The organism is Streptomyces sp. CA189, assembly GCF_056428985.1.
The window spans coordinates 93,708-115,982 of record NZ_JBWJVM010000006.1; the positions used below are offsets into that span (position 1 = coordinate 93,708).

General features: G+C 70.3%; 19 protein-coding genes. 4 read left to right on the forward strand and 15 right to left on the reverse strand.

What is annotated here, in order from left to right; all coding sequences use genetic code 11:
- Window positions 1-12: 12 nt before the first annotated feature.
- From AC061S_RS07200 to nirB, 12 genes are all read right to left on the reverse strand, one after another.
- Window positions 13-255, reverse strand: a complete 243-nt coding sequence (locus tag AC061S_RS07200; RefSeq protein ID WP_478684992.1) for a hypothetical protein — start codon at window positions 253-255, stop codon at window positions 13-15.
- A 37-nt stretch (window positions 256-292) separates the two neighbouring features.
- Window positions 293-1,720 (reverse strand): NarK family nitrate/nitrite MFS transporter, encoded by a 1,428-nt coding sequence (locus AC061S_RS07205; protein WP_478684993.1) that lies wholly within the window; start codon window positions 1,718-1,720, stop codon window positions 293-295.
- Window positions 1,721-1,722: 2 nt separating this feature from the next.
- Window positions 1,723-2,091, reverse strand: coding sequence for a hypothetical protein (locus AC061S_RS07210; RefSeq protein ID WP_478684994.1), 369 nt, complete (start codon window positions 2,089-2,091; stop codon window positions 1,723-1,725).
- Entirely contained in the window at window positions 2,088-2,771 is a 684-nt protein-coding gene (locus AC061S_RS07215) for a QcrA and Rieske domain-containing protein (RefSeq protein WP_478684995.1), read from the reverse strand. Before AC061S_RS07215 ends, AC061S_RS07210 begins: the two co-directional genes overlap by 4 nt.
- A complete protein-coding gene (locus AC061S_RS07220) occupies window positions 2,768-3,367 on the reverse strand; it encodes a 4Fe-4S dicluster domain-containing protein (protein WP_478684996.1) in 600 nt (199 codons plus the stop codon). The genes AC061S_RS07215 and AC061S_RS07220 overlap by 4 nt, the downstream gene beginning before the upstream one ends.
- Before the next feature lie 6 nt (window positions 3,368-3,373).
- On the reverse strand, window positions 3,374-5,692 hold the full coding sequence (locus tag AC061S_RS07225; RefSeq protein WP_478684997.1) for a molybdopterin oxidoreductase family protein: 2,319 nt from the start codon (window positions 5,690-5,692) through the stop codon (window positions 3,374-3,376).
- Window positions 5,693-5,927: 235 nt separating this feature from the next.
- The gene (locus AC061S_RS07230; protein ID WP_478684998.1) at window positions 5,928-7,022 is read right to left on the reverse strand and encodes an MFS transporter; all 1,095 of its coding nucleotides are present in this window, start codon (window positions 7,020-7,022) and stop codon (window positions 5,928-5,930) included.
- Between the two features lie 93 nt (window positions 7,023-7,115).
- Window positions 7,116-7,943, reverse strand: a complete 828-nt coding sequence (pflA, locus tag AC061S_RS07235; protein ID WP_478684999.1) for a pyruvate formate-lyase-activating protein — start codon at window positions 7,941-7,943, stop codon at window positions 7,116-7,118.
- Window positions 7,944-8,053: 110 nt separating this feature from the next.
- Window positions 8,054-10,324, reverse strand: a complete 2,271-nt coding sequence (pflB, locus tag AC061S_RS07240) for a formate C-acetyltransferase (RefSeq protein ID WP_478685000.1) — start codon at window positions 10,322-10,324, stop codon at window positions 8,054-8,056.
- Between the two features lie 332 nt (window positions 10,325-10,656).
- Complete coding sequence (locus AC061S_RS07245; RefSeq protein WP_478685001.1) at window positions 10,657-11,937, reverse strand: RNA-guided endonuclease InsQ/TnpB family protein; 1,281 nt, start codon at window positions 11,935-11,937, stop codon at window positions 10,657-10,659.
- A 102-nt stretch (window positions 11,938-12,039) separates the two neighbouring features.
- Complete coding sequence (locus AC061S_RS07250) at window positions 12,040-13,461, reverse strand: NarK family nitrate/nitrite MFS transporter (RefSeq protein WP_478685002.1); 1,422 nt, start codon at window positions 13,459-13,461, stop codon at window positions 12,040-12,042.
- A 164-nt stretch (window positions 13,462-13,625) separates the two neighbouring features.
- Window positions 13,626-16,412: a nitrite reductase large subunit NirB gene (gene nirB, locus AC061S_RS07255; RefSeq protein ID WP_478685003.1), complete on the reverse strand. Its 2,787-nt coding sequence runs from the start codon at window positions 16,410-16,412 to the stop codon at window positions 13,626-13,628.
- A 271-nt stretch (window positions 16,413-16,683) separates the two neighbouring features.
- Between nirB and AC061S_RS07260 the strand changes: the two genes are divergently transcribed.
- The 3 genes from AC061S_RS07260 to AC061S_RS07270 all read left to right on the forward strand — a co-directional run bounded on the left by AC061S_RS07260 (window position 16,684) and on the right by AC061S_RS07270 (window position 19,937).
- Window positions 16,684-17,406 (forward strand): sirohydrochlorin chelatase, encoded by a 723-nt coding sequence (locus AC061S_RS07260; protein WP_478685004.1) that lies wholly within the window; start codon window positions 16,684-16,686, stop codon window positions 17,404-17,406.
- A 28-nt stretch (window positions 17,407-17,434) separates the two neighbouring features.
- A complete protein-coding gene (locus AC061S_RS07265) occupies window positions 17,435-18,589 on the forward strand; it encodes a low temperature requirement protein A (protein ID WP_478685005.1) in 1,155 nt (384 codons plus the stop codon).
- 85 nt (window positions 18,590-18,674) lie between these two features.
- Window positions 18,675-19,937, forward strand: a complete 1,263-nt coding sequence (locus AC061S_RS07270) for a cytochrome P450 (RefSeq protein WP_478685006.1) — start codon at window positions 18,675-18,677, stop codon at window positions 19,935-19,937.
- A 115-nt stretch (window positions 19,938-20,052) separates the two neighbouring features.
- On the opposite strand, the gene AC061S_RS07275 is transcribed toward AC061S_RS07270, so the two are convergent.
- Together AC061S_RS07275 and AC061S_RS07280 are read right to left on the reverse strand one after the other, a co-directional pair.
- Window positions 20,053-20,547 (reverse strand): DUF5949 family protein, encoded by a 495-nt coding sequence (locus AC061S_RS07275; RefSeq protein ID WP_478685007.1) that lies wholly within the window; start codon window positions 20,545-20,547, stop codon window positions 20,053-20,055.
- Window positions 20,548-20,604: 57 nt separating this feature from the next.
- Window positions 20,605-21,210, reverse strand: coding sequence for a DUF4352 domain-containing protein (locus tag AC061S_RS07280; protein ID WP_478685008.1), 606 nt, complete (start codon window positions 21,208-21,210; stop codon window positions 20,605-20,607).
- A gap of 174 nt (window positions 21,211-21,384) precedes the next feature.
- On the opposite strand from AC061S_RS07280, the gene AC061S_RS07285 reads away from it, so the two are divergent.
- The gene (locus AC061S_RS07285) at window positions 21,385-21,846 is read left to right on the forward strand and encodes a DUF6299 family protein (RefSeq protein ID WP_478685009.1); all 462 of its coding nucleotides are present in this window, start codon (window positions 21,385-21,387) and stop codon (window positions 21,844-21,846) included.
- 187 nt (window positions 21,847-22,033) lie between these two features.
- Here AC061S_RS07285 and AC061S_RS07290 read toward each other — a convergent pair whose 3' ends face one another.
- A complete protein-coding gene (locus AC061S_RS07290) occupies window positions 22,034-22,213 on the reverse strand; it encodes a hypothetical protein (RefSeq protein ID WP_478685010.1) in 180 nt (59 codons plus the stop codon).
- Window positions 22,214-22,275: the final 62 nt, after the last annotated feature.

Consider the following 22,275-nt stretch of genomic DNA (forward strand, 5'->3'; position numbering starts at 1 on the left):
AGGGCCCTCCGGTCAGACGTGGTGCGGGGGCTTCTCGTCGAGGAAGCGGGCCAGGTCGGCCGCGCTTCCGCCGGCGGGCGACCGCTCGCCCCAGCCCCGGTCGGTGTCGTCCGAGGACTGCTGGTCCAGCGGGTCGCCGAAGTCCAGCCGCGGCTTCGGCGGGGACTTCGGCTGGGACTTCGGCTGGGACTGCGCCGCGGGCTCCGGCCGTGCGGGCTTCGGGGCGTGCGGGTCGGTGGCGGGGGCGTCGCTCATGCCTCCAGGGTACGGCCGCCCACGCCACCGGCCCCGCTCAGCTGGGAGCCTCGGCGCCCTTGCGGGCGTAGAACCACCAGCACACCACCAGGCACGTGACGTAGAAGCCGATGAAGATCCACAGCGCGTTGGTGACGGCCATGGCCGCGAACATCGCGGGGATGAAGAAGAAGCCGTAGGCCGCGATGGCCGAGGAGAAGCCGGTGACGGCTCCCGACTCCATCTCCGACTGCTTCAGCGCCGCGGCCTGCACCTCGGGACCCTTGCCCTCGGCCACCTTCATGTGCTGGTCGCGGAAGATCACCGGGATCTGCCGGAAGGTCGATCCGTTGCCCAGCCCGGAGAAGGCGAAGGCCACCAGGAAGCCGATGTAGAAGGACCAGAAGTGGCCCTCCTGCCCTCCGGACGGAAGCGCGAAGATCACCACGACGAGTGCTGCCGCCATGCCGACGAAGGAGAGCAGGGTGACTCTGGCTCCGCCGATCTTGTCCGAGAGCCAGCCGCCGCCCCAGCGCGTGAGCGCCCCGACGAACGGGCCGATCCAGGCGTAGGTGGTGGCCTGGTAGCCCTGTGCCTCGAAGTTGTTCTTGATCAGCAGCGGCAGGCCCGCGGCGAAGCCGATGAAGGACCCGAAGGTGCCGACGTACAGCCAGGTCATCAGCCAGTTGTGCTTGCGCTTGAAGATGATCTTCTGCTGGCTGAAGGGGGCCGCGGCCACCTTGAGGTCGTTCATCAGGAACCAGGCGGCCAGCGCCATGATGACCAGCAGCGGCACCCAGAGGAAGGCGCCGTTCTGCAGCCAGATGTCGGTGTTCTTCTTCCCGTCGTGCTGAGGTCCGCCCGCCGGGGCGCCCAGGACGGCGGCGGTGACCACCAGCGGGGCGACCAGCTGGACCACGCTCACGCCGAGGTTGCCGAGGCCGCCGTTGAGGCCGTTGGCGCTGCCCTTCTCCCGCTTGGGGAAGAAGAAGCCGATGTTCGCCATCGAGGAGGCGAAGTTCGCGCCGCCGATGCCGCACACGGCCGCGATCAGGGCCAGCTCCCAGTACGGTGTACCGGTGTCCTGGAGCGCGAAGCCCAGCCACAGCATCGGGACGACCAGGATGATCGTGCTGAAGGCGGTGAACTTCCGCTCGCCGAACATCGGCCCGATGAAGGTGTAGAGGATCCGGAAGGTGCCGCCGGTGATGCCGGGGATGGCGGTCAGCCAGAACAGCTGCGACTTCGAGAAGCCGAAGCCGACGTCGTTCAGCTTGACCACGGTCACCGACCAGACCTGCCAGACCACGAAGCCGAGCATCAGCGCGGGGATCGAGACCCAGAGGTTGCGCTGGGCGACCCTTTGCCCGGTGCTCTGCCAGAAACCCTCGTCCTCGGGCCGCCAGTCGGCGATCGTGGCCCCGGGCTTGTAGCTCTCGGCACGGTGGCTGCGGGGTGCCGACGGAGTCGGCGTGGGCATCGACATGGTCATCGGTCCTTCGGGTCGAGGAGCCACAGTCCGACCACGACGAGGAAGGACAGGATCAGGAATCCCGCTCCCCACCAGGCCGTGCCGGTGTTTCCCTTCATCCACTCGTTGACGGTCACGGTGAGCGCCCAGAGCTGGCCGATCACGACCGTGAGGGCCAGGGCCAGCCGCGCGTTGAGCCGCGAGGAGCGCTCGGGCTCCTGCTCGGTGCCGGCTCCCGGGCCGGGGCCGGTGTGCCGGATCCGGGGGTCCCCGTACCCGCTGGTGGAGCGGATCTGCGGATACCTCTCCTGCACCGGGCGGTTGAGCCGGGGCTGGGCACTGCCCGGGTGGTATTCCGGGCGGGGCGGCAGCGGGGTCTCGCTCATGTGGGCCTCCTCTCGGTGGTGGCCGCCCGGGCCGAGCCGGGGCAGCCCAGGCGGGCGGACTCCTCCGGGTGGGTGTCGCCGAACTGCCGGCAGAGCGCGTCCTTGGCCGGCTCCCCCGACCGGGCGGTGGCGACGGCCCAGACGCTGCCGTCGCCCTGCTCGGTGAGGTAGATCCTCGGCAGCGGGCGCGGCGGCGGACCGGCCGTCACCTCGCCGGTGCGGGCGTCGAAGACACCCTCGTGGCAGGGGCAGTACAGCTCCCCGTCGGCGCCCCGGTCCTCGCGCCACAGCACCCCGCAGGCCAGGTGGGTGCAGACGGCGGAGTAGCCCACGAGGGAGCCGTCCCCGAGGCGCACGGCCAGGGCCCGGTCGTCCTCGCCGGGGAACCGGAAGGCCACGGACTGGCCGGGGGCCAGCCGGTCGGCGACCTTCTTCGGGTCGGGCAGGCCCTCGTTGTCGCCGTGCCGGTGCAGGATGCCGGCGGCCACGCCGACACCGCCGATGGCCAGGCCTCCGGAGACGGTGGCGACGATCCGCAGGTAGTCACGGCGGGTGGTGAGGGAGTCGGCGCTGATCCGGTCGCGCAGCTGCTCGATGGCGGCGTCGGCGGCCGCTCCGCCGTCCGCACGGCCGTCGCCCTGACTCCCTGGGTGCGGAGGGGGCTGCTCGGTGACGCTCATCGGACGTCCCTTCCGTTGATCTCGACGACGGGCAGGCCGCCGGGGACGGGCCACTGGACCTTGTCGGCGGGGACGACCATGGCCACGCCGGTCTGGACGACGACGTCGCCGAAGACGAAGGAGTCGGCGACCTGGACGCCGGGGCGCTCCGCCTGGAGCTCTTCGAGGGTTCCGTAGAAGAGGGCGCCGGTCGGGCAGACGGTCGCGCACATCGGGGCGAGGCCGTAGGAGGTGCGGTCGTAGCAGAGGTTGCACTTCATCTGCAGCTTCGCCTGGAGGTCGATCTTCGGGATGCCGAAGGGGCAGGCGTTGACGCAGTTGGAGCAGCCGATGCAGCGGGTGGTGTCGGCCTGCTGGACCACCCCGTCGGCGGTCAGCAGGATCGCGTCGGCGGGACAGACCTCGGCGCAGGGCGCGACCGGGTCCTCGCAGTGCATGCAGACGCTCGGGAGGGAGGCGACGGACACGCCGGGTTCGGTGTAGTCCAGGTGGATCATCGATTTGCCGCGGTGCGAATCGCACTCGCGGCAAGCCGATACGCAGGCCTGGCAGCCGATGCAGCGACCCGGGTCGATGAAGATCGTGCGGCCCATCATGGCGGGTCAGCTCCTCTCCGCCGTGCCACGGCCCTGCGGGGCCGTGGGGGGCAGGGGGTCGGTGCGGGAGACCTGGGTTTCCGGATAGGCCTCGCGCCCCGGGGCGGTGGGCGGGGCGGGCACCTCGTCGACCCGCTCGGCGGCCTCGATCCGGGCGGCGCAGACCTTGTACTCGGGGATCTTCGAGCGGGGGTCGAGGGCGTCGATGGTCAGGGCGTTCGCGGACGTCGGGACGGGCCAGTGGTACGGGATGAAGACGGTGTCGGGCCGGATCGCCTCGGTGACCAGGGCCGGGAACACCTCGCTGCCGCGCCGGGTGACCACCCGTACCGGTTCGCCGTTGCGGAAGCCGTGCGAGGGGTGGACCTCCACCCAGGGGCGGGGGGTCTGCTCGACGAGGGCGCCCAGCCTGCGGGTCTGGTTGCCGGAGAGGAAGTGCGCGACGGTGCGGCCGGTGGTGAGGGAGAGGGGGAATTCCTCGGTGTAGGCGTCCATGGGCAGATGCCATTCCACGACCTGCATGTGGATCTTGCCGTCGGGGTGGTAGGTCCGGCCGTCCTCGAACAGCCGGGGGGTGCCCGGGTGCTCGGTGGAGGGGCAGGGCCAGGCGATCCCGCCGGTCTCGTCGAGGCGGTCGTAGGTGATGCCGTAGTAGTCATTGACCGTGCCGGCGGAGGCGACGCGCAGCTCCTCGAACACCTCGCGGGAGCCGGGGAAGTCGAAGTGCTTCCCGGCGCCGAGCCGTCGGGCGAGCTCGCAGATGACCCAGGTGTCGGTGCGTACTCCGGCGGGGGGCTCCTGGGCCTTGTTGTGCTTGACCACGCGGGCCTCGGCGTTGGCCATCACGCCCTCGTCCTCGGCCCAGGTGGTGACGGGGAAGACCACATGCGCGTTGGCCGCGGTCTCGGAGAGGAAGAAGTCGAACTGCGCGTGGAACTCGGCGGTGTCGTAGCCGTCCTTGACCACCGCGTAATTGGGGAGGGAGACGAAGGGGTTGTTGCAGATGCCGATGAGGCCGCGGATCTCCTTGCGCTGCATCTGCCAGACCATCTCCATCATGGAGGTGCCGGCGGTGGGGAGTTCCGACTCCTCGATGCCCCAGATCTGGCAGATCTGCTTGCGGTGCTCCGGATTGGTGATCGAGCGGCCGCCGGGCAGCATGTCGGACTTCTGGCCGTGTTCGCGGCCGCCCTGGCCGTTGCCCTGGCCGGTGATGGTGCCGTAGCCGGCTCCGGGCTTGCCGATGTGGCCGGTGGCCACGCACAGGTTGATGACGGACAGGCAGTTCTCGACGCCCTGGGAATGGTGCTCGATGCCCCGGGCGTGCCAGGCCATGGCCTTGCCCGCGCCGGCGAAGACGCGTGCCACCTGGACGATCTGCGAGGCCGGTACCCCGCAGATCTCCGCGGAGCGGGACGGCGGGTACTCGGCGACGGTCTTCTTGACCTCGTCCCAGCCGGTGGTGTGCGCGGCGATGTAGGCCTCGTCGGTGAGGCCTTCGGCGATGACCACGTTCAACACGGCGTTGAAGAAGGCCGAGTCGGTGCCGGGCTTGAGCGCGACGTGGATGTCGGCGGTGCGGGCGATGGCCGTCTCGCGCGGGTCGACCACGATCAGCGAGGCTCCGCGGTCCCGGGCGCCCCACAGGTACTGGGTCATCACGGGGAAGCACTCCCCCACGTTCGACCCGGCGATGAGCAGGCAGTCGGTGAGGAGGATGTCGGAGAAGGGGTTGCCGGCCCGGTCGATGCCGAAGGCGAGCTTATTGGCCCCGGCGGCGCTGACCATGCACAGGCGGCCGTTGTAGTCGACGTGCTTGGACTTCAGCGCGACCCGGGCGAACTTACCGACCAGGTAGGTCTTCTCGGAGAACAGGCTGGCTCCGCCGAGCAGCCCGAAGGCGTCGTTGCCGTGGGCCTCCTGGATGCGCCGGATCTCGGAGACGGTGAAGTCAAGGGCCTCGTCCCAGGAGCACTCCTTGAACTCCTCGTCCCGGGAGCGCCGCATCAGCGGGGCGGTCAGCCGGTCCGGGTGGTTGACCTGCTGGTAGGCGTTGATGCCCTTGGGGCACAGCCGCATCCGGTTGATGTCGTGGTTGCGGGGCTCCACGCCGAAGACCTTGCCGCCCTTGTCCACGCGCAGGTACATCCCGCACTGCACCCCGCAGAAGCAGCAGTGGGTGGGCACCAGGGTCTCGCCGTTCTGGTCAGCGTGCCACTGGTCGGCGGGGATGCCTCCGGCGTCGCGGAAGTTGCGGGTGCCGGGCGGTGCGATGGAGGGGTCGATGGGCAGCGGGGCCCTCTTCGAGGAGTCCGTCGCGGTCACTTGAGCCTCCGGGAAATTGCGCCGTCTTCGGGAATCGGGCTCGCGCCACGACAGAAGCGAGTAGCTTGATTCGCGGGCGGTGCGTAGCGAGAACCAAGCACGCGCATCACCCTTTGCATTGCTGCTCTCCGGGCTGGTCTCAACCCGGCTGGTGCTGATCGTGGAAGACCTGATGGGCCGCTGGCCCGCCCAGGCGACGTGAGCCAGGAATCCCCTCCTCCGGGAGCGGGAGGTTTCAATTGAAGCCCTTCTTGACATGGGCCAGGTAGACGCTGCCGCGCAGCACTCTCTTGCAGCGCGGGCAGTACTCGACGAAGGCGTCGAAGTCGAGCTTCAGGTCCTTCATCGTGCCGCGCAGGTTCTCCACGTAGGGCGTGGTGTCGATGGGCTCCTCGCAGCGCTTGCAGAGGAAGACCTGCTCGTCCTGGCGGGCCGTGTACTTGAAGAGCTGCATGCCGACGGCCGCCGGGCGCTGGACGATGTGGAAGAACTTCCCGAACGGGATGTAGATGAGGGTGAACACCACCGACACCATGTGCAGGATCGCGAGGAACTCGTATCCGCCGCCGTGCAGGAAGATCGAGGAGAAGGTCAGCAGCAGGCCGGTCACGGAGATGACGATCAGGCAGATCAGCGGCAGCAGGTCGTAGGCGAAGCGCTGGCCGGTCATGGCCCCGCGGTCCTTCATCCGCCGGTACAGGAAGTACGAGGCGCCGGGAATGACGAGGACGGCGGCGATGTCCAGGCCGTGGAACATCAGCCAGCCCAGGACGCTGAGCGCGTCGAAGCCGAGGACCTTGATGCCCCAGACCCGCATGTCGTAGCCGGGGCCCGCGCCGCTGTCCGAGGTGAAGGTGAACCAGCCCCAGGTCAGCGGGAAGGTGATCGCCGCCGCGAGGAGGCAGCCCCAGAACATCAGCTGGTGGGCGATCCAGCGGGGGCGCGAGCGGGCGCCGAGGAACTTCTGGAAGCCGAGGTAGGTGGCGATCATCTTCGGCAGGGCGGTGGGCGCCTTGCGGAAGTTCTCCACCGACCAGAAGCTGCCGATGCCCTTTTTGAAGAGGCGCCGCGCGCCGGGGGCCGAGACCCACACGGTGTACCGGTAGGCCACGCCGAAGGCCAGGAAGACGGTGGCCACGGCGTAGGGCAGCAGGGCCGAGTCGAAGTCCCGGAGCAGCCGGCTGCCGAGCACGATCGCGAGGATGAGCAGGAGCGAGACGACGGTGCCGGCCAGGGTGGCCCGTGCGGTGACGGACCGCCCGGCCGGCGGCGGGGTCTCGGGCGCCGGTGGGGGCGGCGCGGCGTCGATGACATCTGAGGGCTCGGACACAGCACCACGCTAGGTGGTCTGTACCGATTCAGCCCGTTATGCCGAGTTTATGGGTGTGCCATTCGAGTGAGGGCTCGAAGAGGGGGCCGCGGCTCAGACCGCGTTCAGTCCCTGCGCCGCGAAGATCGCCTTCGCCTCGGCGACCTGGCCGGCGGTCGGCGACGGCGTGTCGTGGAGGGTGAACTTCATGTCGAGCGCCTCCCACTTGCTCTCGCCGAGCTTGTGGAAGGGCAGCACGTCGACCCGCGAGACGTTGCCGAGGGTGCCGGCGAAGGCGGCGACGCCCTCGATGTTCTCCCGGGCGTCGGTCAGTCCGGGCACCAGCACGAACCGCAGGTGCACCTCCTTGCCGAGGCCGGCGAGACGGCGGGCGAAGTCCAGGGTCGGCTCCAGCGGGCGGCCGGTCACCTTCTTGTACGTCTCCCGGTCCCAGGACTTGATGTCGAGCAGGACCAGGTCCACATCGCGCAGCAGCGCGTCGGTGGCGCGGGCCCCGAGGAATCCGGAGGTGTCCAGGGCGGTGTGCAGCCCGAGGTCGTTCTTCATCCGGTGCAGCAGCTCGCCCGCGAAGACGGGCTGGAGCAGCGGTTCGCCGCCGGAGATGGTGGCGCCGCCCCCGGAGGCCGAGATGAACTTGGTGTACTTGCGCGCCTCGCCGATGACGTCGTCGGCCGAGGTGCGCTTGCCGTTGCGCATCCGCATGGTGTCGGGGTTGTGGCAGTACAGGCAGGTCAGCGGGCAGCCGGACAGGAAGGTCACGAACCTGGTCCCGGGGCCGTCGACCCCGGTGGACAGGTCCCAGGAGTGCACCGTGCCCTCGCTCGGCCGCTGCGTCGCGGCGGCGGCGGGCGTCTGGCCGGCGCTCACGCTGATCGCGTTGGCGTGGCCGACGGGGAGGCTCGTACCGAAGAGGACGGTCATGGCAGGTGCTCCAGCTTCCAGATTCCGTGGACTGATCTGGTGACGCGCGGTCCCGGGGCCGGGTGAGGGCCGGCCCCGGGCCGCGCGTGCTCGTGGGTCTCTCCGAGAGGTCAGAGAGAGCCGTGGAAGGTGCGGTTCAGCACGTCGAGCTGCTGAGCGCGCGTGAGGCGGACGAAGTTCACCGCGTATCCGCTGACGCGGATGGTGAGCTGCGGGTAGTTCTCCGGGTGCTCCATGGCGTCCATGAGCGTGTCGCGGTTGAGCACGTTCACGTTCATGTGGAAGCCGTCGACCGCCATGTAGCCGTCGAGGACGCCCGCCAGGTTCTTGATCCGCTCCTCGGGGGTGCGGCCCAGGCCGTCGGGGGTGACGGTGTTGGTCAGCGAGATGCCGTCCTCGGCGTCCTCGTACGGGAGCTTCGCGACCGACAGCGCCGAGGTGACGTAGCCGTGGGTGTCGCGGCCGTTCATCGGATTGGCGCCCGGGGAGAACGGCTCGCCGGCGCGGCGTCCGTCCGGCGTGTTGCCGGTCTTCTTGCCGTAGACCACGTTCGAGGTGATGGTCAGCACCGACTGGGTGTGCTCGGCCTCGCGGTACGTCGGGTGCTTGCGGATCTTCTTCATGAACTCCTCGACCAGCCACACGGCGATCGAGTCGACACGGTCGTCGTTGTTGCCGTAGGCCGGGTAGTCGCCCTCGATGGTGTAGTCGGTGGCGAGGCCGGTCTCGTCGCGCACGGCCGTGACCTTGGCGTACTTGATGGCGGCCAGCGAGTCGGCGGCGACCGAGAGGCCGGCGATGCCGCAGGCCATGGTGCGGCGCACGTCGCGGTCGTGGAGCGCCATCTCGATGCGCTCGTAGGCGTACTTGTCGTGCATGTAGTGGATGACGTTCAGGGCGTGGACGTAGGTGTCGGCGAGCCATTCCATCTGCTCGTCGAACTTGGCCATGACCTGGTCGTAGTCCAGCACCTCGGAGGTGAGGGCGCCGGTGGACGGGCCGACCTGGGCGCCGGACTTCTCGTCGCGGCCACCGTTGATCGCGTAGAGCAGGGTCTTGGCGAGGTTCACACGGGCGCCGAAGAACTGCATCTGCTTGCCGACCGGCATCGCCGAGACGCAGCAGGCGATGGCCGTGTCGTCGCCGAAGCGCGGGCGCATCAGCTCGTCGGACTCGTACTGCACCGAGGAGGTGTCGATCGAGACCCGGGCGCAGAACTCCTTGAAGCCCTGCGGAAGCTGCGGGGACCAGAAGACGGTCATGTTCGGCTCGGGGGCCGGGCCGAGGTTGTAGAGGGTGTGGAGGTAGCGGAACGAGGTCTTGGTGACCAGCGGACGGCCGTCCTCGCCCATGCCGGCGATCGACTCGGTGACCCAGGTGGGGTCGCCGGAGAAGAGCTCGTCGTACTCCGGGGTGCGCAGGAAGCGGACGATGCGGAGCTTGATGATGAAGTCGTCGACCAGTTCCTGGGCCTGCTCCTCGGTGAGGAGGCCGGCCTCGATGTCGCGCTGGAGGTAGACGTCGATGAAGGTGGAGGTGCGGCCGAGCGACATGGCCGCGCCGTTCTGCTCCTTCACGGCGGCCAGGTACGCGAAGTACAGCCACTGGATGGCCTCGCGGCCGGTGGTGGCCGGGCCGGAGATGTCGTAGCCGTAGGAGGCGGCCATCGCCTTGAGCTCGGCGAGGGCGCGGATCTGCTCGGAGAGCTCCTCGCGCAGGCGGATCGTCTCCTCCAGCGAGCGGTTGCCCGCGGGGAGGGAGTTGATCTCCTCCTTCTCCTCCTTCTTGACGGCGATGAGGCGGTCGACGCCGTAGAGCGACACGCGGCGGTAGTCGCCGATGATGCGGCCGCGGCCGTACGCGTCCGGCAGGCCGGTCACGATGCCGGCCTTGCGGGCGGCGCGGATGTCGGGGGTGTACGCGTCGAAGACACCGGCGTTGTGGGTCTTGCGGTACTCCGTGAAGACCTTCTCCAGGTCGTCGGAGACCGGGTAGCCGTAGGTCTCCAGGGCGCCGGCGACCATGCGCCAGCCGCCGTAGGGCATGATCGCGCGCTTGAGCGGGGCGTCCGTCTGGAGGCCGACGATCAGGTCCTTGTCGCGGTCGATGTAACCCGGGGCGTGTGCGGTGATCGACGACGGGATGTCGTACGAGACGTCGTAGACGCCCTTCTCGCGCTCTTCCGGGAACTTGTCCGTGATCGCCTTCCACACGGCGGTGGTGCGCTCGGTGGGGCCGGCGAGGAAGGTGTCGTCACCCTCGTACGGCGTGTAGTTCTGCTGGATGAAGTCGCGGACGTCGATGGCATCGCGCCACAGACCGCCCTTGAAGCCGTTCCAGGCCTCGCCGTTCTTCGTGGTTTCCGCAGGGGTGGCAGTCATCGCCCGCACCTTCCGAGTCGCCTCATTGCTTGTATCCATTGCACGCCTTTTGATCGATCATTTGGCGCCGCGTTGGTCCCGAGCTGGGGCCCGAAAGTCCCCTGATCCCCAGCACCAAGGGTCCCCCATCCCGGTTGACCTGGCACTTTGAGCAGGCCAAAGGTCCATCGTGCGCTTGTGAAAACTTTCACAATATCTGCCAAGCCGTGGGAGAACCGGGATTTAGCGGCAGGCCGAGCCGTTGCCGATGGGTGGGAAGGAGAACGTCCCGAGGGAAAAGCAGAAGAAGAAGCCTTGAAGTGCTCTTCCGGCCGAGGCCGGGAGATTCCCTCCTACCTTGCGGTGGCGGGCTTGACGCGTCTCCGCGCCTGACGACTGCACCTTCCGGCAGCCGGGACGAGCGCGAGGCCCATCCGGTAGAGATGCAAGACGTTCCGGGCCGCGTTGTCGTCGGCGTTGCCCGACCACCCGCAGTCAGGGTTCTTGCACACGAACGTGGCCTGGTCCTCCCGGCTGCCCGGCGTGATGAAGCCGCACACGGAGCAACGTCGGGAGGTGTTCGGGGCCGGGACCTTGTGCAGGGCACCGCCGTTGCGGGCGGTCTTGTACGTCAGGAGTTCGACGGTCCGACCCCACGCCTCGCGGCTGATGGAGCGGTTGAGGCCGGACTTCTGAGCGACATTCTTTCCCGGCTGGTCCACGGTGCCCTTGGCAGACCTGACCATGTTCGTGATCGTGAGCGCTTCCACGACCACCGTGCTGTACTTCCCGGCGATGTGAGTGGTGGTCTGATGCTGCCAGTCGAGGTGCCGGCGCTTGGCTCTCGCGCGCAGCCCTGCGATCTGGCCATAGGTGACCCGCAGACGACGGGAAGCCCCCTCCCCGCGATTACGGAATCCCTTGCGATGCGCAGCCCGCTGCTCCAGCCGGAGCAGCTTGGCCTGCTCCTTGGCAGTCAGCCACTCTCCATGCTCGTACGTCGTGCCATCAGAGAGGGCCAGGGGCACTGTGATACCAGCATCGATGCCGACTTCCGGACCGGTGTGCGGCTCGGGCTTGGCTTCCAAGGTCTGGACGCGAAAGGCGATGTGCCAGCCAAGAGCGTCCTTGACCAGTCGCGCCCCCGTGATCCGATTGGCCTTGTCAGCCCGCTTGCCGACGGGGAGGTCCTTGGTCCAGCGGAAGCGGACACGCCCGATCTTGGGAATGTTAACCATGCCCCAGCGGCGGTTCACGCGGACAACGTTCAGGTCTCTTCCCTGCGGGATGCCCATCGACATCACCGCCCGCAACCTGGCCTTGAAGTTCGGGGCCTCCGCCCGGCCCTCCCAGCAGTTCTTCCATGCCTGGAAGTACGTCTTCAATACGGCCTGCGCGGCCTGCGCGGGGAGCGTGCCGAGCCAGGCGATGTCTTTACGGGCCTGACGTATCGCGGAGTCCGCCGCGGCCAGCGACCGGCGCTCCTTGGGGAGCATCGTCCACCAGTCATGCAGAAGATTCCAGATCGTCCGCGCGGCGTGCGCCTGATCGTCCATGAGCCGGACCTCTGCAGGGGTCAGCGCCAGCCGGGCACGATGCCCGAACTGCCGCTTCTCCAAGGCGCCTTCACTCATGAGCTCAAGCGTATCGGCGAATTTCGCCTACTGAAGGTCTAATCCGGATATGCGCACCACCATCATGTCGCCCCCTTGGCCTTCACCACCGCATACCGGCGTCTAGCTCGGCGCCTCGGCGCCGGGGCGGGCGTAGAACCACCAGGCGACGACCACGCAGCTGGCGTAGAAGGCCACGAAGCCCCACATCGCGCTGGTCACGGCGAAGTTGGCGAACATCGCCGGGATGAAGAAGAAACCGTAGGCGGCGATGGCCGCGGTGAAGCCGGTCACCGCGCCCGACTCGATCTCGGCCTGCTTCAACGCCTTCGCGTACTGCGGGGTGCCCTCCGTCAGGCCCTTGAGGTGCTGGCCGCGGAAGATGACCGGGATCTGGCGGAAGGTCGAGCCGTTGCCGATGCCCGAGAAGAAGAACGCCGACAAGAAGCAGAGGAAGAAGCCCTGGAAAGAGCCCTGGTCGGAACCGGCCGGCAGGAAGGTGATCACGCCGATGATCGACGCGCCCATGCCCACGAAGGACAGGATCGTCACCCGGGCGCCGCCGAACTTGTCGGCGATCCAGCCGCCGGCCCAGCGGGCCAGCGCGCCGAGCGCCGGGCCCATCCAGGCGTAGGTGGCCACGGAGTACGCCGGGAAGGTCGTCTTGATGAGCAGCGGGAGCGCCGCCGCGAAACCGATGAAGGAGCCGAAGGTGCCGACGTAGAGCCAGGTCATCAGCCAGTTGTGCTTGCGCTTGAAGATGATCTTCTGCTGGCTGAAGGGGGTGGAGGCCACCTTCAGGTCGTTCTGGCCGAACCAGGCGATGGCCGCGAGGACGATCAGGACCGGCACCCAGACGAACGCGGCGTTCTGGAGGTAGATCTCCGAGCCGTTCGCCTTCTTCTGGCCCGAGCCGATCGCCAGGACCGAGGTGGTGATCAGGATCGGGGTGAGCAGCTGGACCACGGAGACGCCCAGGTTGCCCAGGCCGCCGTTGATGCCGGTCGCGTTGCCCTTCTCCTGCTTCGGGTAGAAGAAGCCGATGTTCGCCAGGGAGGAGGAGAAGTTGGCGCCGCCGATGCCGCAGAGCGCGGCGATGGCGACCAGCGTGGTGTAGGAGGTGGTGGGGTCCTGCACCGCGAAGCCCAGCCACAGCAGCGGCACGATCAGGATGACCGTGGAGACCGCGGTGAAGCGGCGCTGGCCGATCATCGGGCCGATGAAGGTGTAGAGGATGCGGGCGGTACCGCCCGTGATGCCGGGGACCGCCGTCAGCCAGAACAGCTGGGACTGCGAGAAGCCGAAGCCGACGTCCTTGAGGTTGGTCGCCGTGATGCTCCAGACCTGCCAGACCACGAAGGCCACCAGCAGGGCCGGCACCGCGATCCACAGGTTGCGGGTGGCGACCTTCTTGCCGGTGGTCTGCCAGAAGGACGGGTCCTCCGGCGTCCACTCCGTGATCGTGCGACCGGGGCGGTACTGCGCCGGATCGGGCGCCTGCACTCGGGCGGTCGCCGCGCGCGCTTCCTGCTTGGCGGAACTCATGGCATGTCCTGAACGTTCGGAGGGGTTGAGAAGAAATGAAGCTGAAAGTCCTGACCTTCTTAGGGTCCGCCTACAGGGGGGCCTCACATCAGGGGAGAACGTCGCGTGGGCGACAGGACAAGGTCCCGTCGCCCACAGTGCGTTGGTACGGCGCCCGCAGAGCCTTAGGGCTTGAGCTCCACCAGCGGCAGGGACACCTCGGGGTCGTCCAGGCAGATGCCGGTCCGCAGGTCGAAGACCTGCTTGTGCATCGGCGAGGCCACGACGGGCACCCCGTCGCGCGAGCCCATGATGCCGTTGGCGATGACGTCGGCTCCCGAGAAGGGGTCCCGGTTGCCGACCGCGTAGACCTCGCCCGCGCGGTCCTTGAAGACGGCGGCCTCGGTGCCGTCCGGCAGCACCGCCGTCCGCCCGCGGCCCGGCTCCAGGGACTGCGCGGCGTCTTCGGCGCCACCGGCCGCCCCGAAGTCCACGCTCCCGAAGCGCTCCAGCGCCGCCGGGTCCTCCAGGACCGCGGACCACTCGTCCTCGTACGCCGACACGTGGCGCTCCATCTGCGCCTCCAGCTCCGCGCAGATGCCGAGCGAGTCCTCGATCAGGACGGCCTTGAGGTGGTCCAGCCCCGCGGTGCTGCCACCGAGCCGCTCCAGCCAGGCGGCCGTCCGCTCCAGGCGTTCGCCGGTGCGGATGTAGTACATGAGGAACCGGTCGATCAGCGCGAAGAGTTCGGCGGCGTTCAGGTCCGAGGCCAGCAGGTCGGCGTGGCGCGGGGTCGCGCCGCCGTTGCCGCTGACGTACAGGTTCCAGCCGTTGGCGGTGGCGATGACGCCGATGTCCTTGCCCCGCGCCTCCGCGCACTCGCGCAGGCAGCCGGAGACGCCGCCCTTGAACTTGTGCGGGGTGCGCAGACCCCGGTAGCGCAGCTCCAGGTCGATCGCGAGCTGGATGGAGTCGCCCTGCCCGAAGCGGCAGAAGCGGGCTCCCACGCAGGACTTCACCGCGCGCAGGGACTTCCCGTACGCCTGCCCGGACTCGAACCCGGCGCCGCCCAGGCGCCGCCAGACGTCGGGCAGCTGCTCCTTGCGGACCCCGAAGAGGCCGATGCGCTGGGCTCCGGTGATCTTCGTGTAGAGGCCGTAGTCCCGGGCCACCTCGCCCAGCGCGATGACCTGTTCGGCCGTGATCTCGCCGCCGGCCACGCGCGGGATGACCGAGTAGGTGCCGTCCTTCTGGAGGTTGGCGAGGAAGAGGTCGTTGGAGTCCTGGAGGGCCGCCTGCTCGCCCGCCAGGATGTGTCCGATGCCGAGGTCGGGGGCGAGGGTGCCCAGGACGTTCGCGACGACCGGCTTGCAGACGGCGCAGCCCTCGCCGCCCTCCCCGTAGGACTCCAGCAGCTCGCTGAAGCTGCGGATGCGCTCGGTGCGGATCTTCTCGTAGATCTCCGCCCGGGTCAGGGTGAAGTGCTCGCACAGGCCTCGTGCCTTCTCGATGCCCGCCGCGGCCAGTTCGGCGTCCAGGACCGCTTGCAGCGTGCCGATGCAGCCGCCGCAGCCCGTGCCGGCCTTGGTGCACTTCTTGATGCCGCCGATGTCGGTGAGGGACTCCGCGACGACCGCCTCGCGCACCCGCCCCTTGGTGATGTTGTGGCAGCTGCACACCACCGCGTCGTCGGGCAGCGCGTCCGCGCCGGGCAGCGCCACGCCGTCGCTCGACGGCAGGATGAAGGCCTCCGGCGGGGCCGGCAGCTGCCGGCCCGCGTGCGGCTTCAGCGAGCCGTACGCCTCCGCGTCGCCGACCAGGATTCCGCCGAGCAGCGCGCCGTCGGGGCCCAGCAGCAGCTTCTTGTAGACGCCTTCGCGGGCGTCGGAGAAGACCACCGACACGGCCCCGTCCCGGCCCTCGGGGGCGAAGGGGTCGCCGAAGGAGGCCACGTCGGCGCCCATCAGCTTGAGCTTGGTGGAGGTGTCGGCCCCGGTGAAGGTCAGCTCGCCCGCGCCCGCGAGGGCCTCCGCGACGGTCTCGGCCATCTGGTAGCCGGGCGCGACCAGCCCGTACACCTTGCCGTCGACGGTCTGCGCGCACTCGCCGATCGCGTAGACGTACGGGTCGCTGGTGCGGCAGTGGCCGTCCACGACGACCCCGCCGCGGTCGCCCACGGCCAGGCCGCACTCGCGGGCCAGGCGGTCGCGCGGCCGCACGCCGGCCGAGAAGACCACGACGTCGGAGCCGATCTCCTCGCCGCTGGTCAGCCGGAGCGCCTGCGCCCGCCCGTCGGGGTGGATCTGCACGCCGGCCGCGCCGACGCCCGTGTGCACGGCGACGCCCATGGATTCGATGGTGGCCCGCAGGGCGGCCGCGCCGCCGTCGTCCACCTGCAGCGGCATCAGCCGGGGCGCGAACTCCACGACGTGCGTGGCCAGTCCGAGCGTGCGCAGCGCGCCCGCCGCCTCCAGGCCGAGGAGCCCGCCGCCGATGACGACACCGGTACGGACCTCCGCGTCCGCGGCGTACGCGGTGAGGGCCTCGACGTCGTCGAGCGTGCGGTAGGTGAAGCAGCCCTCCGCGTCGGCGCCGTCGATCGGCGGCACGAAGGGGTAGGAGCCGGTGGCCAGCACGAGCGCGTCGTAGCGGAGCACGTCGCCGGAGCGGGCGGTGACCGTACGGGCGGTGGTGTCGATCAGCTCCGCCGGGTCGCCGAGGCGCAGGTCGATGCCGTACACCTCCAGGAAGCCGGGCGCGACCAGGGACAGCTCCTCGCCGGTGGAGCCGGTGAACGCCGCGGACAGGTGCACGCGGTCGTAGGCCGGGCGCTCCTCCTCGGCGAGGACGGTGACCTGCCAGCCGCCGCGCTCGGGGCGGGTCGGGGCGGCGAGCGCGTCACGCTCGGCGAGCGCCTCCAGCAGGCGGTGCCCCACCATGCCGTGGCCGATGACAACCAGCGTCTGCCCCATGGATCTCACTCCGTGTGTCCCTCTGCCGCGCGGTCCCGGGGCGGCCAGGGCGGCCGGGCCAAGACATCACGCGTGCATGCGTTCCGACCCTTCGACGGTAGGTCCGCCGCACGGCCCCGAACGCCCGAAAAGGACCCCTGGGGACGGGGAAACGACCCTTTCCGCACAGGACCTCCGACCTGCCGCGAGGGCCCTTGGCCAGGCTCCCGGGGGCCCGCGCCGCGCCTAGCGTGGGAGGAGGACCCGGGGCCGGATCAGGGAGGCAGACCACATGCTCGTCATCGCCGTCCACGGCAGCGCGGTTCCCGAGGCCGCCGCCACGATCGACCGGCTCGTCGCCGCCGTCGAGGCCGTCAGCGGGGTGCACGCGCTGGTCGGCCACCTCGACGTGCAGCGCCCCTCGCTCGCCGAGGTGGTACGGGAGCACCCGCGCGCGGTGGTGGTCCCGCTGCTGCTCGGCGACGGCTTCCACCGCCGCGTCGACATACCGGCCGTCCTGGCGGGCACCGACTGCGTCCTCACCGAAGGCCTCAGCGGCGAGCGCGACGTCGCCCGCGCCCTGCACGGCCGGCTGCGCGAGGCCGAGCGGCGCCGCGGCCCGTACACCCGGGCCGACGCCGTGGTGGTGGCCGCCGCCGGCTCCTCCCGCCCCGGCGGCAACGCCGGTACGGAAGCCTGCGCGGCCCAGCTCGCCGCCCTGCTGGAGTACGACGACGGCGGCGCCCCCGTCCCCGCCGTCCCCGCCTACCTCACCTCCGCCGGCCCCACCGTCCCCGAAGCCCTGGCCTCCCTGCAGGCCGCCGGGTACCGCCGGATCGCGGTGGCGGCGCACCTGCTGGCCCCGGGCCGCTTCACACGCGCCCTGAACACCTCGGCCGCCTGGACGGTCTCGGAGCCGCTGGCCGACCACCCGCGCCTGGCCCGGCTGGTCCTGGCCCGGTACGAGTCCGCCCGGGGCACGCGGGCCCTGAGGGCCGCGCGCCTCGCCTGCTGAGTCCCGTAGGACTGCTGTCCTGGGCGGTATGCCTCTGGCTTACGCACCCATGACCGCCCGCAGCCGGGACGAGGGCCACCGCGCCGCGACCCCGCTGGAGCTGTTCTTCGACCTGTGCTTCGTCGTCGCCATCGCGCAGGCGGGCGCGGCCCTCGTGCACGCGCTGGCCGAGGGCCATCCCGGCACCGGCGTGATCAGCTACTTCTTCGTCTTCTTCGGCGTGTGGTGGGCGTGGATGAACTTCACGTGGTTCGCCTCCGCCTACGACTGCGACGACGTCCCGTACCGGATCGCGACGCTCGTCCAGATCTGCGGCGTGCTCGTCTACGCCGCGGGCGTGAGCCGGGCGTTCGACGAGAACGACTGGACGGTGGCCGTCATCGGCTACCTGATCATGCGCGTCGCGCTCACCGCCCAGTGGCTGCGCGCCGCCTCCGGCGAGCGCGGCGAGGCCCGCACGGCGGCCCTGAAGTACGCGGCCGGGCTGGTCCTCTGCCAGGCCGGCTGGGTGGCGCTGCTGTTCGCCCCGGACAGCACCAAGCGCTGGCTGTTCCTGATCGTGGCCGCCGCGGAGCTGCTGGTTCCGGTGGTCGCCGAGCGCGGCCACCAGACACCGTGGCACGCCCGCCACATCGTGGAGCGCTACGGCCTGTTCACCATCATCGTGCTCGGCGAGACGATCGCGGCGAGCACGGTGGCCGTGAAATCGGCGCTCGACGAACACGAGGCCCTCGGCGAACTGCTGCCGATCGCGGCCGGCGGGCTGCTCATCGTCTTCGCCGCCTGGTGGATCTACTTCGCGGTGCCGATGCACGAGCACCTGACCTCCAACCGGGAGGCGATCCCGTGGGGGTACGGACACCTGCTGATCTTCGCCTCGGGCGCGGCCATCGGCGCGGGCATCGAGGTCGCGGTCGAGCACGCGGTCGGCAAGGCACACGTCTCGCAGCTCGCCGCGAACGCGGCCGTCACCGTCCCGACCGCGCTCTTCCTGCTGATGGTCTGGCTGCTGCACTCCCGCCACTTCAAGCGGGGCCTCGCCCAACAGCTGACCCTGCCGGTCTCCGCCCTCGCGGTACTGGCGTGCACTTGGGCGGGCGGGTACGCGGTGCTGTACGCGGGCCTGGTCGCGACGGCGACGGTGGCGGTCGGCCTGACCCTGGCGACGCGTGCCGACCGTTGACGCCGTGCGGCGCCGCTTCCTGGGGCTCCGCCCCGGACCCCGCGCCGAACCGTCACCCCCGTGGCCCCGGGACCGTTTCCAGGCCATGACACTCCCCGCACAACGCCCCGGCCCAGCCCCCGGCAGGGCTGCTGACTCCACAGAGCTGGCCGACCCTGCCTTCTGGCAGGCGCCCCCCGCCCACCGGCTGGCCGCCTTCGCCCGCCTGCGGGCCCTGGACTCCCCCGTGTTCGTCCCCGAAGGCAGCGGGCACTGGGCCCTCGTACGGCACGCGGACGTGCAGGAGGCGAGCCGGCTGCCCAAGGTGTTCGCCAGCGCCCCCGGGGTGACGACGCCCGAGCCGGCCCGGTGGGTGCGGGCGCTGTTCGGGGACTCGATGGTCAATCTGGACGGCGTCGAGCACGCGCAGCTGCGCAAGATCGTGCAGCGGGCCTTCACCCCCCGGCTGCTGGCGGCCGCCGAGGAGGACATCCACGCGGTGGCGGCACGCATCGTGGACGACGTACTGGACCGCCGGCCGGACGAGTTCGTCGAGGCGGTGGCCTCGAAGCTGCCCCTGGAGGTCATCTGCAACATGATGGGCATCCCGGAGCGCTACCGTGCCGAGATCGCCGACCGCGTCAACCACGCCTCCGAGAACATCGGCGTCGAGCGGGGCCTGGCGGCCCGGCTGCGGATGCCCGGACGCGGACTGCGGGCCCTGGCCCGGATGCAGCGGATGGTGGCGGGCATCGGGCGGGAGCGTCGCGAGAACCCGACCGACGACCTGATCTCGGCCCTGGTCTGCGCGAACGTGGACGGCGAGGCCCTCGGCGCCCGCCAACTCGGCGCGTTCTTCTCCTTGTTGATGGTCGCCGGGGTGGAGACCACCCGCAACGCCATCACCCACGGCCTGACCCTGCTGACCGACCATCCGGACCAACGCGACCTGCTGCTGGCGGACTTCGAGGCGCACGCGGACGGCGCGGTGGACGAGATGATCCGCCACTCCACGCCGATCATCCAGTTCCGCCGGACCGTCGTCGCCGAACACACTCTGGGCGGGCATGCGTTCGTCCCCGGCGACAAGGTGGTGCTGTACTACGCCTCCGCCAACCGCGACGAGGCCGTCTTCCCCGACCCGGACGCCTTCGACATCACCCGCTCCCCCAACCCCCACCTGGGATTCGGCGGCGGCGGACCGCACTTCTGCCTGGGCGCGCACCTGGCGCGGGTGGAGATGAAGGCCCTCTTCCGCGAGCTGCTGACCCGCCCGGTCGGCCTGCGCGCGGTCGGCCTGCCGGATCTGGCCGGGTCCAGCTTCGACAACCGGGTCCGCTCGCTGCGCTTCGCCTTCGAACAGCCGTAGACCGGGGCGGGGGGCGGCCCGATGCGCCGGCTCGGAAAAGGCCGACCGGCCACCGGGCAGACTGGGAGCCCGGCGGCCGGAGCGGGGGTCGTCGCGTGTGCGCGTACGGGGGTGCCTACCTCTGCAGGCGCCGCACCGCGAGGACGGCGTGGGCGCTGTGGTTGAGCACCTCGGTGTCACCCGCGAACGCCTGCAGCGTCTCGGCGTCGACCGGCTGTCCGGGAACCGCCTCGGGCCAGGCGCGGGTGGCGAAGAGGAAGTACGCCTGCCCGCTGTCGGCCGCCGCCTTGACCCACTCCGGCGGGGCGATGCACTTCGCGTTCATGCCCGGCAGGGTCAGCGCGATCTGGTTGCCCTCCAGGAGGATCTGCACCGGGAAGGAGGCCGGGTTGCGGACTCCGTCCATCACCACGTCGCCGATGGGCAGGCCGATCTCCTCCAGCAGCCCGCGGGCGGCCGCCTCGCTCGCCTCGGGACCGTCGGGGCCGTCCCCGAGGATGTAGGCGAGGAGATAGGGAATGTCGTGGGCCTCGTCGGGGTCGCCGATCCACGCGAGCACCGAAAGGGTGCCGAGCTTGGAGCGGTCGAGTTCGGCCTGGGTAGAAGTCATGCGCCGCACCTTAGTGGTCGCCGACCCGGCCCTTTGACGCCATTTCACCCGGGCGGGCTAGACCGCCCAGAATCCACCTCCGGAATTCGCCTGCGTGTTCGCGTCCTGGTACTGGAGCCGCACGATGCGCGCGTTTTCCGGAATTTCGAACACCACCCAGCCTTCGGCCCGCTCACCCACCGCGAGCGAATCGAAGACGAGCGGTTTGCCGGTCGTGAGCTCCCCGGTGGGCACCACCGGGTGGCGCTGCCCCGCGCCGTCGAGCGCCCACATGCGCCCGAGGGCCCCGTACGAGGCCCCGCCGACGTTGACGAAAGACATCGAGGCTGCCACCCAGCGCTTGCCCGCCGCCGGGGCGAAGTTCTTCTCGACGCTGACCGCCGGATCGACGTAGGCGCCCAGCACCACCTGGAGGTGACGGCCCACCTCCCGGCCCCTGACCCGTACGGAGTCACCCACATGGGCGTCCTTGGAGGCGGCCCGGGCCGCCCCGTCCCGCTCCACCGCGGGATCGTCCCCGACGCCCGGCGCCCCGTCGTCCACGGGCACGGCGGGCACCGCGGCCGGGGCGAGCGCGGCCCCTTCGGGGGCGTCGGAGCAGGCCGTGGCGCCGAGCAGCAGGAGCGGGAGGAGGACGGCCGTGGCAAGAGCGGGCTGACGCATGCGGGATCCCTTCGGGGATCTTCGGGGAGATATTCCGGTCAGTCTCACGCGCCCGAGCGGGCAATTGCACACACCGACACGATCCCGCGGAACGCATTGACCTCCATATGCCAGCACAATGCGTTCCGGCGGAATTCCGCAACCCCTTGCACACCTCGTCCAACAGGAGGAACGATGGCCACGACCGGCCCCCGCATGGCCTTGGCCGCACTCGCCGCACTGGGCGCCACGGCGGTATTCACCGCCCCGGCGAATGCCGCGCCCCACGGAAGCGGCCTTTACGTTCGTGACATTTACGTATCTTCGGAAGCCCACATCGCCCCCGACGGCACGATCCACCTTTCCGGTGAGTACCGCTGCACCGCCCCGTCACCCTCGGGAGCGGTTCAGATCAAGGCGACCATCGAGCAGGAGGACGTCCGCCTCAGCATCGGCGGCGGCGACGCCCAGTGCGACGGCGCGGTGCACGACTGGTCGGCGCACGGCACGCTCCGGCTCACCCCGACCGTGCACGCCGGCGAGGCACTGGCCAAGGCCGAGCTGCAGGAGATCCGATTCGGCGGCGGCCTGCTGCCCCGGTCGATCGACACCGTCGCGCAGGACGCCCGCCCGGTCCGGGTGATCGACCACCGCTAGCCGCCGCCCGCGGTGCGCGCCTACGCCCCTCCGGTAGCCGCCGCTACCGGGACCCGGGCGTCGGCGACCCCGGCGGTGACCCCGGCAGCGGCCCCCGCGTCGGTCGAAGCCGGACAGGGCCCGTCACCGGGTCCGGACCGTCACGGGGCCCCGTCACCGGGACCGGACCCGCAACGGGACCGGCCCCTCAACGGCACGCGGGCGCCTCTCCCGTCATCGACATGAAGGCCACCGTCTGACACCCCGGGTCCGTGTCCGGGCGCCCGGTCGACCAGTCCACCGCCGTCGCCGCCCCGGCCGCGCACAGCAGCAGCGCCAGGAGGCTCGTCACCGCGCGCTTGCTCAGCCGGCGCACGGGAGGTTCCACAGAAACCGTTCCATGGCGGCATCATCACCCCGCCCCCACCGCCCCACAACTCGACGTGAGCG